Origin of the sequence: Mesorhizobium sp. M7D.F.Ca.US.004.01.2.1, from assembly GCF_003997785.1 — a bacterium.
GTDB classification, from domain to species: domain Bacteria; phylum Pseudomonadota; class Alphaproteobacteria; order Rhizobiales; family Rhizobiaceae; genus Mesorhizobium; species Mesorhizobium loti.
Genome location: NZ_RZRQ01000211.1, coordinates 1 through 10,711 on the forward strand (window position 1 = coordinate 1; position 10,711 = coordinate 10,711).

Sequence of the window (10,711 nt, forward strand, 5' to 3'; positions counted from 1 at the left end):
ATCACCAACAATGCGCAATCGGGCTTGGGCGCATGGTCGGAAGAGGACCTGGTCAAATACCTCAAGACCGGCGTCAACGCGCATTCGATTGCCTCAGGTCCGATGGCGGAAGCCATCGAAAATTCCACGTCGAAAATGATCGATCCGGATCTGAAGGCGGTAGCCGTCTATCTCAAGAGCTTGGGCTCGGACGCCGGCAACACCCAACCGGCAAAGCCTGACGAGACACGGATGGCCACGGGCGAGGCAGTCTACCGTGACAATTGTTCGGCCTGTCATGGTGGGGATGGCGCCGGGGCGGGCGTGCTTTTCCCTTCCCTTGCCGGCAACTCGATCGTCGCCCAGGGCAGTTCCGAAACGCTGGCCAGGCTCGTCCTCGCCGGAAGCCAGGCCGTGCACACGGCGGACGCGCCAACGACGCCTGCCATGCCCTCCCTGGCCTGGCGCCTGAAAGACCAGGAAATCGCCGACGTCTTGACCTATGTGCGCGCCAGTTGGGGCAACGCGGCTGCGGCGGTCTCATCCGACGATGTGGCTGCCGTACGCAAGGGACTGACCCAGTAGACCCGTATTCTAGCTCTCTGCTGCAACAGCGAGCGCCAGACGGCTCATGTCGGTGAAAAGCGCCTGGCGTTCGGAATAATCGGTCAGTTCACCGGTCTCGATGTTGTCGACCACGACGCACATCGACAGCGCGCGAGCCCCGAAATGCGCGGCGATGCGATAGAGTGCGCTGGTTTCCATATCGACGCCCAGAGCTCCGGCCGCCTGCGCATCGGCAAAACGGCCGCGTCCTTCAGGGTGATAGAAGATGTCGCTGCAAACCGTCAGGCCGGCACAATGGTCGATGCCAAGTTCGGCTGCCTTGGCCAGCGCACAGGCGAGAAGCGCCGGATCCGCACCGGCGGGTCCATAAAGGCCGAAAACCTGACCGCTCTGGGCGCTCTCCGCCTGTGCCGATTGCGAGATGACAAGGCTGCGCAGTTTTGCCTTGGCGGTCAGGCTGCCGCAGGTGCCGGTGCGGATCAACGTTCGCGCACCAAAATGCTCCAGCAATTCATGCGCATAGATCAGAAACGATGAAACGCCGATGCCCGTCGCCTGAATGCTGACAGGTTTGCCGCCAAACAGCCCAGTAAAGCCAAGCGCGCCGCGTCGGCGATTGATGCAGCGCGGCGCTTCCAGGAAAGTTTGCGCCATCCACTCGGCGCGCTGCGGATCACCCGGCAACAACACTGTGTCGGCGTAGTCGCTCTTGTCCGCTTCGTTGTGTGGCGTCACCAGCTGCTCCCCCGAGCCCGCCTGCCGTTTCACCCGCAATCATGGCGTTGTAGCGGCGCAGCGCAAGGAAAGAACTGAAGGAGGTTCTAGGACTCCAGCACATCCTTGACGATCGTCGCCAGTTGCTTGAGCGAGAACGGCTTTGGCAGGAAGCCGAAATGCGCGTCGGCCGGCAAGTTTCTGGCGAATGCGTCCTCGGCATAGCCGGACACGAAGACGAACTTGATGTCCGGCTGGCGCTTGCGCAACTCACCAAGCAGCGTCGGTCCGTCCATTTCCGGCATCACCACGTCGGAAACGACGATGTCGACCTTGCCGCCCAGCGCCTCGAACACTTCCAGCGCCTCCACGCCTGACGACGCCTCGTGCACGGTGTAGCCGCGCGAGGTCAGCGCCCGCATACCGCCCATGCGCACGGCATCCTCGTCTTCGACGAGCAGCACTGTGGCCGAGCCCGACAGATCCTTAGCCGCATCGGCGATCTTTGCCGGGGCCGCCGGCACATCGCTGGGCTCGCCTGCTTTTTTCGCTTCCGCAATATGACGCGGCAGGAAAATGCGGAAAGTCGAGCCTTTGCCGACTTCGGAATCGCAGAAGATGAAGCCGCCGGTCTGCTTGATGATGCCGTAGACCATCGACAGGCCAAGGCCGGTGCCCTTGCCGACCTCCTTGGTGGTGAAGAAGGGTTCGAAAATCTTCTTCAGCACATCGGGCGCGATACCGCTGCCGGTGTCCTCGACTTCGACCACGACATAGTCCGCCGGGGCGAGTTCACGATAGGAAAAGGCCTTGCACTCCTCGGCGGTCACGTTGCGGGTGCGCACGGTGAGATCGCCACCCGCCGGCATTGCGTCGCGCGCGTTGACCGCAAGGTTGACCACCACCTGCTCGAACTGCCCGATATCGACCTTGACCGGCCACAGGTCGCGGCCATGGTCGACCTTGAGCTTGATGTCATTGCCGACCAGGCGGGCCAGAAGCATCCTCAGATCGGCGAGCACGTCGGTCAGGTTGAGCACTTCCGGCCGCAAAGTCTGCTTGCGCGAGAAGGCGAGCAGCTGCCGCACCAGCGAAGCCGCCCGGTTGGCATTCTGCTTGATGTTCATGATGTCGGGGAAGGACGGGTCCGACGGACGGTGGTTGGTCAACAAAAGGTCGGACGCCATGATGATGGCGGTCAGCACATTGTTGAAATCGTGCGCGATGCCGCCGGCAAGCTGGCCGACCGCCTGCATCTTCTGGCTTTGCGCCATCTGCCCTTCGAGCGCCTTCTGCTCCGTCGTCTCGACGGCGTAGACGATGGCCGACTCCTCGGCGCCCTCGCCGCCGGTGCCGTCGGCGACCGCGTTGACGTAGAAACGGATGTGCCGCTCGTCGTTGCCGGGCAGAAGCGTGTCTATCGGCTCGATGTCGGCCTGCCGTTGTTGCGCTTTTTCAAAGGCAGTCGCAAAGGCCGGCCGGTCGCGTTCATGGATCACCGTGTCGAGCCGCACACGGCGATCGACGGCATCGCGATCGACGACGGATGAAAACAGCGACAGGAACGGCGCATTGGTGCGCAGGATGCGCCCGTTGTGGTCGACGCCGGCTATCGCCATCGGTGTAGAGTTGAAGAAGCGGGTGAAGCGCACTTCCGAGGCCCGCAAATCGGCCGAGGAGTCCTCGCCTTGCGTGCGGTTGAGCACGATCGTGCGCGTCGGCCCATTGAGGCCTTCGCGGCTGGCCGAAACACGATGCATGAACCGCACCGGCAGCGCCTCGCCCGTCATCGTCGTCAAGTCGAGATCGATCACCGCGTTGCGTGTCGTGCCGGGGTCAGCCTTGACCGAGCGGACCAGCGCCATGCCGTCGCCGGCCACGATCTCTGCCAGGGAGACGGCACCGGGCGTGAAGCTGGTGAGGTCGATGCCCAGCCATTCGGCAAGCGTGGCGTTGATGTAGGTGACGCGGCCCTCCTGGTCGGCCGAAAAGAAGCCGGCCGGCGCGTGGTCGAGGTGATCGATCGCCTTCTGCAAATCGAGGAAGAAACGCTCCTGCTCGGCCCGCTCCTGCGAGATGTCGGCTAGTTGCCAGGCCAGCATCGGCAGCCGCTGGCCCGGAACGCTGAAGGTGCGCGCCCGCGCCCTGTACCAGCGGGCGCCTGGCTCGGCGCCGGGCCGAATGGATTGCGCGAGCCGAAATTCACCGTCGCCCGGCTGGGCGTCGCGCAGGCCCGACGCCAGGCGATAGATCGTCACCGAGGCTTCAGGGACATCCGAGAGCAACCCCTCGACCGTCTTCAGGTCGGCCGCCGACGACGCTCCGGTCATGTCGGCATAGGCGCGGTTGGCGTAAACGACACGGCCTTTGGTGTCGGTGACGAGAAGCCCCTGCGACATCGAATCGACGAAGGATTTCGACAGTTCGTCGCCCGTCGAACGTGGCGTGACCTGCACGAAGCCGATCGCTGTGGCAAACAGGAAGCCAACGCCGATCATCGCCAGCACGCCGAGCATGCCGAGCAGAAAAGGATCCCCGAGGCGCTCGCGGAACAGACCGAAAACGATCGCCGCCCCCGTCAGAACGACGATGAAAATGATAAGCCGGGTGACCGCGCCCGGTCGCGTATTCTGGTCGACGATCGGTACCGGATAGAAATCGCCGCGCGCTTCCTTGGCCATATGCCCCCTGCTCGTGAATTCCGGTGTTCCGACACCCGCCCGTACCGGGTTGAATCACATTCTCCTAGTCCGGAAAAGGCCTGGGCGGCAAATGTCAGATAAAAATGATGGTCTTGCGGCCTTCGGAGTTTTCTAGCTGTTCACCAGCGTGAAAGGCAACTTGCGGTGGCCCGCCGCAACGGTCTAGTGTCGCATCACTTCCAAGGGCAATCAGGGGTAACCAATGCAATGGCTGGATAGCGTGGCGGGCCCTGGTTATGCCGCAGCACTGTTGTGGACGTTTGCAGCACTTGTCCTGCTGGTCATCGTTCTCGTCATCATCAAGCTGGTGCGCAATCTGACGTTCGGAACCTTTGTTGCCGGCGGCCGCAACCGCAAGACGCGGCTGGCCGTCATGGATGCCACCGCCGTCGACAGCCATCGCCGGCTGGTGCTGGTGCGCCGCGATGACATCGAGCACCTGCTTTTGATCGGCGGCCCGACCGACGTCGTCGTCGAGCGCGATATCCGTCTTTCGGCACTACGCCGTCCGGCATTGACCGGAGACGGCGGCTTGCAGCCGGTCCCGGCCACTGCGGCCCCGGCAGCAGCAAGGCCGCGTCCGCCGCAACCCGCTCCACCGCCTGCAAGACAGGCACCCGCATCGCAGCCGGTGAACACCGCGCCACCCGCCCGCCCGCGCCAAATAGCGCCGGCACCTGCACCCGCGCCAAAGCCGGCGGTGCAAAGCTACCAGCCGACCAATATCACGCCGCTGCCCGCCTATGGCTCGGCCAATGCCAATGTCGTCCGGCACGCGCCACCGCCTCCACCTGTGCAGGACAGCATCGACGACACGCTGATGAGGGAACTCGAAGTGTCGCTCGACCAGCCCCGTTCGGGCGGCCCGGTGGGCAAACCGGTGGCGAAGGCGCCGCAGTCGCTCGACGATGAAATGACCAAGCTTCTCGGCGAACTTTCCAGCCAGAAGCGATAAGCGGCCGCTGAGGCGCTACTCAACGCGAAAATCGTAGCCGGTTCGGCTGCCGAACCACCTTTTGGAAGGCCCATGCGTCGAGGGCTTGCGGATTCGTGCGCCCTGAACGGTAAATGCCCGCCAAAAATGGCCGGGGAAAACCGGCCATTCAAATCAACGTCGCTCATGGACGGCTGGTCGTACGCTGCCGGCCCTGGTCTTTAGTCGTCGCGGTAGACTTTTTCGCGGCGCTCATGCCGCTCCTGCGCCTCGATCGACAACGTCGCGATCGGACGCGCATCGAGCCGCTTCAGCGCGATGGGCTCGCCGGTTTCCTCGCAATAGCCGTAGGTGCCTTCGTCGATGCGCTGCAGAGCGGAATCGATCTTTGCAATGAGCTTTCGCTGACGATCGCGGGCCCTGAGTTCGATGGCGCGATCGGTTTCCGAAGAGGCGCGATCAGCCAGATCGGGGTGGTTGGCGTTTTCTTGCTGCAGGATTTCCAGTGTTTCGCGCGCTTCGCGCAGTATGTCATTCTTCCAGGTGACGAGCTTTGAGCGGAAGTAGGATTTCTGCCGCTCGTTCATGAACGGCTCGTCTTCGGAGGGTACGTAATCGGCGGTAACGATGTCGTTCATTCGACTCACCCAAACTGCCCCAAATTTCGCGCCTATATATTCGTCGCCCGACGCCTGCACAAGCGCAATCGGCCGCTGTCTCACGCAATTGTTAATGTGCACCGGCGCGCGCCTTTGCAGCAGCATACGGTCGCTTTGGTACCAAACTACGCTGCGACACTTTCGATCCGACGAAACATGCTTTCCGAAGATCGACCGTGATCTTCGGGCCGATGCACAGGCGCCTTTTGCGGCGCCGCAGCATGGTGATTCGCTGTGTTCGAAGAACACGGGCCATTGTGCGCGACGCCGTTCTCGTGGCTAATCCTGGAAGGCTTCGGCATTCGGAGGTTGGGTGAGCAGGCTTTATCTGTTGCGACATGCCAAGGCTGGCTGGGCGCTGCCCGGCGTACGCGATTTCGATCGCCCGCTCGATGCATCCGGCCGCGCCGATGCCGAAAGGATGGGCGCCGCCATGCGCTCCCGCTGCTATGTTCCGGACCTGACGCTGTGCTCCAATGCCAAACGCGCCAAGGAGACGCTGGAAGGCCTGGCCGGCCAGACCGACACCGGTCGGGTCCTGTTCTTCGACACGCTCTACAGCGCGGACGCGGCCGGTTACCTCCACCTTATCAGGGACAATGGCGGGGCGGGTTCATTGCTGGTCATCGGCCACAACCCGATGACGGAAGATCTCGCTATGGCAGTTTCGGGCGACGGCGACGAGACGGCGCGGGCCACGCTCAACCACGGGTTCCCGACCTCGGGCCTGGCGGTCGTCCGCTTCGACGATGACCTCGCAAAAGCCGCCCAGGGCACCGGCTATCTCGAAGCGTTCCTGACGCCGACCGATCTCTGAAGCCATTTCAAAGCCCTGATACAGAGCCTATATCGGACGGACCGAAGTCCGAGAGAGCATATTTTGGCATCATCGCTGACCACCTTCACCGACGAGGCGAGGATTGCCCTCGACACACTATCGGGCCGCGCCACCGGGCTTTTTTCCCCATCGCTGCGCCTCGGCGTGACCGGATTGTCCCGCGCCGGCAAGACGGTGTTCATATCGGCCCTTGTCCATAATTTGATCCATGGCGGGCGCCTGCCGCTGTTCGAGGCGCAGAAATCGGGGCGTATCGCCCGCGCCTTCCTCGAGCAGCAGCCGGACGACGCCGTGCCGCGCTTCCAGTACGAGGATCACATCGCCGCCCTGGTCAACGACCGTGCCTGGCCCGATTCGACGCGCGCCATTTCGGAACTGCGGCTGACCATCGAATATGAATCGGCCTCCGGCTGGAGCCGCATGTTTTCCTCAGGCAGACTGTCGGTCGATATCGTCGATTATCCCGGCGAATGGCTGCTCGATCTGCCGCTGCTCGGCAAATCCTTCGCCGACTTTTCGCATGAAGCCTTCGAAATGGCCGTTCTGCCGGTGCGCGAGGACCTGTCGCAGGCCTGGCGGGCGCTGTCGGCGGAGATCGACCCGAACGCCGACGCAGACGAGATGACGGCGCGCCGCCTGGCGGAGAGCTTCGCCGCCTATCTGAAAGCGTGCAAGCTCGACGAGCGGGCGCTTTCGACCTTGCCGCCCGGCCGCTTCCTGATGCCGGGCGATCTCGAAGGCTCGCCGGCACTGACCTTCGCGCCCCTGGTTGGGATTGGCGACAAGCGTCCGCGCCCAGGGTCGCTGCACGCCATGATGGACAGGCGCTACGAGGCCTACAAGACGCATGTCGTCAAACCCTTCTTCCGCGAACACATCACCCGCCTCGATCGCCAGATTGTGCTGATCGACGCCATGCAGGCGCTGAACGCCGGCCCCGGCGCCATGGCCGACCTGGAGCGCGCGGTGACCGAGATCCTCAGCTGTTTCCGTCCCGGCCGGGGCAGCTTCCTCACCGATCTGTTCTCGCGGCGCATCGACCGCATACTTGTTGCCGCGACCAAGGCCGACCATCTGCACCACGAAAGCCATGACCGCCTGCAGGCGATCGTGCGACGGCTTGCCGACCGCGCCGTGGCACGGGCGAACTTCACCGGCGCCGATGTCGATGTGGTCGCCATGGCGGCGGTGCGTGCGACACGCGAAGGCACCGTCAAGCAGGGCCGGGAGACGCTTCCCGTCATCATCGGGACGCCGATCGCCGGTGAGAAGATCAACGGCGAAACCTTTGACGGAAAGACAGAGACAGCCATATTTCCCGGTGACTTACCGGAGAACATTGACGCGGTTTTCGATATTTCGGGAGCCGACCACAAGCAGGACTCCGCGGACCCGGCAATCCGTTTCGTCCGTTTCCGTCCACCAAAGCTCGAACGCACGGCCGAAGGCGTTACGCTGTCGCTGCCGCATATCAGGCTCGACCGTGCCTTGCAGTTCCTGATCGGAGACCATCTGGCATGACCGCGCCCCGCAAGCCGGCGGCATTCCGCATCGAGCCGGAAGCCCCACCGAGACAAGAAGCGCCGGGGACGCGCCACGCCCAGGCCGGTACCCGTGCCCAGGCCGACACCCAGCGCAAACCCCGCGCGATGAAGACCGATGTCGCGACCGTCATACCGGCGGAAGTCGACGTCTTCGACGAACCTGACATCATCGCCGCCGAGCCGCCACCGGCCATCGCCCCCAGGAAACGCTCGCTGCTCGGCAGCATCTTCTTCGGCGCCTTTGGCGTGCTGGTTTCGCTGGCTGTCGGCCTGTGGACCGATCAGCTCGTACGCGACCTCTTTGCGCGCGCCGAATGGCTGGGCTGGCTGGCCGCGGGCATGGCCGCCATCGCCGTGCTGGCGCTTGTGGTGATCCTGATTCGCGAGTTCCTGGCGATCGCCCGGCTCGCCGAGATCGAAAAGCTGCAGAAGCGGGCGCTCGATGCGATCGCCCGTGACGATCCCAAGGCGGCACGATCGGTCGTCGACGAATTGTCAGCCTTTGTCGCGGCCAAACCCGAGACCGCGGCCGGCCGGCGCGCGCTGGCCGAACTGCGCGGCGAAATCATCGACGGCGGCAATCTGGTGCGCCTGGCCGAAGCCGAAATCCTTGGACCACTCGATGCCAGGGCAAAGGTGATGATTCTCGAGGCTGCCAAACGCGTCTCACTGGTGACGGCGGTCAGTCCGCGCGCACTTGTCGATGTCGCCTATGTCGTGTTCGAGGCCGGGCGGCTCATCCGCCGCTTGTCGGAACTCTATGGCGGACGGCCGGGAACGCTGGGTTTCTTCCGCCTGGCGCGCAGCGTGCTGGCGCATCTGGCGGTCACCGGCTCGATCGCGGTCGGCGACAGTTTCGTCCAGCAGATCGTCGGCCACGGCCTGGCGGCGCGCCTTTCAGCCAAGCTTGGCGAGGGCGTCGTCAACGGCATGATGACGGCGCGCATCGGCATCGCGGCGATGGAGACGGCGCGCCCCCTGCCCTTCAGCGCCGCGAAGCGTCCCGGACTGGGCGATTTCCTCTCGGCGCTGACATCGTTTGCAACCAGGAAAGATGGTGAAACAACCCCGTCCGGCAAGTGAGCCGGGCTGGAGCGTTTGGACCTTCGGAATTGTTACCGGACTGCCTTGCGGCGGCCCCGTAGTGACGAAGCATTAACCAATCTTGTTCATGGTCAGACGGGTTCCAAACAGCCTCTTTGTTGCCGGGTGTCGTCGATGAAAAGCGTAATACTATCCAGCGTCCTGCCCCTGGCAACCGTGATCACAGCTCTCGTCGGCATTGCCGGAGCGGCGTCCGCGGCGGAACCGGACAAGCAATTCTTCCAGTCGGCCGAGGGCAAATGGATCGGTCCCGGCGAAATCGTCGCCGGCAAGTACAAGGGCACCAAGTTCAACTGCAGCTTCACCGGCTCGACGCCGGACGGCAAGGTCGGCATGTCGCTCGACGGCGGCTGCCGGGTCGGCATGTTCACCCAGCCGATGTCGGCCAAGATCGAGCGCAAGGGCCGCGAGGGCTACAAGGGCAGCTTCATGGGTGGCGCGACCGGTTCCGGCCTCGATATCATCGGCGGCAACGTCGTCGATCCCCACAAGGTGGTCTTCACCATAAACCGCAACCAGTTGCGCGGCGTCATGCAGGCCCGCATCCCCGACGACAATTCGATGACGGTGACCATTGCAGTGCGCGTCGACGACCAGTTGGTGCCGGTGATCGGCATGAGCCTGAAGCGCGTCGACGCCGTCGAAGTCGGCTCCATCGCGCCGAACTGAACAATCCAAAGAAAAAGGCGGCGACCCAATGGTCGCCGCCTCGTTTGAACCGGTAGAATCAGGCGCTTAGCCCTTGATCTCGAATCAGGGCGTTAGCCCTTGATCGCGGCCGTCACTTCGTCATACGCCTTGCAGGCATCGGCCAACGTCGTGGCGCCCTGATACTTGGTTGTCACCGCCTGGACCTTGGCGGTCAGATCAGCCGCCTTGGACGGGTCCTTGGTGATCGCCTCCTGCAGCGCGGCAGCCATGTCCTGCGCTTTCTTGGTCGCGATCTCCGCCGTGCACTCAGGCGCCTTCGAGCAAGCCGAACCGGCAAGCACCGCCAGGCCGACGGCAACAAACAAAAACTTCTTCATGTCAGTCATCTCCTCAAAAAGGGCGCGACTTGATCGTCGATCACCCTCCAATGGCCGAAGCCGAGCGTCCTTAGCCTTCGATTGTGGCAAGATGCAACGTATTCCCGGTGTCAACTTGTGTATCGCGCCTGCAACATCGCCAGCGATCCGGATTCGGGCTGTTCGATGCCCGCCGAAGCCCCTATCTTCGCCCCTTGGTCACATAAGCCCGAAATCGGAATCGGTCCTCAAACGAGCGGAATGGCGGCATGGCGGTAGCGGCATCGAGCAGCGATCTGGTTCAGGTGGTGGCGCTGCTTGCGGCCGGCGTCGTCGCCGTTCCGATCTTCAAGCGCATGGGCCTCGGCTCGATCCTCGGCTACCTGGCCGCCGGGGTTGTCATCGGCCCGTTTGGCCTCGGCGTCTTTTCCGAATCGGAAGCCATTCTTCATGTCGCCGAACTCGGCGTGGTGATGTTCCTGTTCATCATCGGACTGGAGATGCAGCCGTCGCGGCTGTGGGGCCTGCGCCGCGAGATCTTCGGCCTCGGCGCGCTGCAGGTCGGGGTCTGCGCGCTGCTGCTGACCGGTGTTGGCATGGCGGGAGGGTTTCCGATCGCGCAATCCTTCGTCGCCGGCGCCGGCTTCGTGCTCACCTCGACCG

11 protein-coding genes are annotated in these 10,711 nt (G+C 63.6%); 7 read left to right on the forward strand and 4 right to left on the reverse strand.

Annotated features, from left to right (window positions below; genetic code table 11):
• Window positions 1-564: cytochrome c (locus tag EN993_RS24030; protein ID WP_164757779.1), on the forward strand; the 564-nt coding region annotated here is incomplete at its 5' end.
• Window positions 565-573: 9 nt separating this feature from the next.
• Here the strand turns inward: EN993_RS24030 and EN993_RS24035 are convergent.
• Together EN993_RS24035 and EN993_RS24040 are read right to left on the reverse strand one after the other, a co-directional pair.
• A complete protein-coding gene (locus EN993_RS24035; protein ID WP_127265003.1) occupies window positions 574-1,281 on the reverse strand; it encodes a purine-nucleoside phosphorylase in 708 nt (235 codons plus the stop codon).
• 86 nt (window positions 1,282-1,367) lie between these two features.
• Window positions 1,368-3,941 carry a PAS domain-containing sensor histidine kinase gene (locus EN993_RS24040; protein ID WP_127265004.1) on the reverse strand — a complete coding sequence of 858 codons (2,574 nt, stop codon included), beginning with the start codon at window positions 3,939-3,941 and terminating at the stop codon, window positions 1,368-1,370.
• 223 nt (window positions 3,942-4,164) lie between these two features.
• Here EN993_RS24040 and EN993_RS24045 point away from each other — a divergent pair, with 223 nt between their 5' ends.
• The gene (locus EN993_RS24045) at window positions 4,165-4,917 is read left to right on the forward strand and encodes a flagellar biosynthetic protein FliO (RefSeq protein ID WP_109669248.1); all 753 of its coding nucleotides are present in this window, start codon (window positions 4,165-4,167) and stop codon (window positions 4,915-4,917) included.
• A 200-nt stretch (window positions 4,918-5,117) separates the two neighbouring features.
• Here the strand turns inward: EN993_RS24045 and dksA are convergent, their stop codons facing one another.
• On the reverse strand, window positions 5,118-5,534 hold the full coding sequence (gene dksA / locus EN993_RS24050) for an RNA polymerase-binding protein DksA (RefSeq protein WP_013531862.1): 417 nt from the start codon (window positions 5,532-5,534) through the stop codon (window positions 5,118-5,120).
• A gap of 334 nt (window positions 5,535-5,868) precedes the next feature.
• On the opposite strand from dksA, the gene EN993_RS24055 reads away from it, so the two are divergent.
• The 4 genes from EN993_RS24055 to EN993_RS24070 all read left to right on the forward strand — a co-directional run bounded on the left by EN993_RS24055 (window position 5,869) and on the right by EN993_RS24070 (window position 9,710).
• Window positions 5,869-6,372 (forward strand): histidine phosphatase family protein, encoded by a 504-nt coding sequence (locus EN993_RS24055; RefSeq protein ID WP_127265005.1) that lies wholly within the window; start codon window positions 5,869-5,871, stop codon window positions 6,370-6,372.
• Between the two features lie 63 nt (window positions 6,373-6,435).
• Window positions 6,436-7,914, forward strand: coding sequence for a YcjX family protein (locus EN993_RS24060; RefSeq protein WP_127265006.1), 1,479 nt, complete (start codon window positions 6,436-6,438; stop codon window positions 7,912-7,914).
• The gene (locus EN993_RS24065; protein WP_127265007.1) at window positions 7,911-9,020 is read left to right on the forward strand and encodes a YcjF family protein; all 1,110 of its coding nucleotides are present in this window, start codon (window positions 7,911-7,913) and stop codon (window positions 9,018-9,020) included. The genes EN993_RS24060 and EN993_RS24065 overlap by 4 nt, the downstream gene beginning before the upstream one ends.
• Before the next feature lie 135 nt (window positions 9,021-9,155).
• Complete coding sequence (locus EN993_RS24070) at window positions 9,156-9,710, forward strand: hypothetical protein (RefSeq protein ID WP_126068990.1); 555 nt, start codon at window positions 9,156-9,158, stop codon at window positions 9,708-9,710.
• Between the two features lie 92 nt (window positions 9,711-9,802).
• Here EN993_RS24070 and EN993_RS24075 read toward each other — a convergent pair whose 3' ends face one another.
• A complete protein-coding gene (locus tag EN993_RS24075; protein WP_056582264.1) occupies window positions 9,803-10,069 on the reverse strand; it encodes a hypothetical protein in 267 nt (88 codons plus the stop codon).
• A gap of 248 nt (window positions 10,070-10,317) precedes the next feature.
• On the opposite strand from EN993_RS24075, the gene EN993_RS24080 reads away from it, so the two are divergent.
• Window positions 10,318-10,711: cation:proton antiporter (locus EN993_RS24080; RefSeq protein WP_206532406.1), on the forward strand; the 394-nt coding region annotated here is incomplete at its 3' end.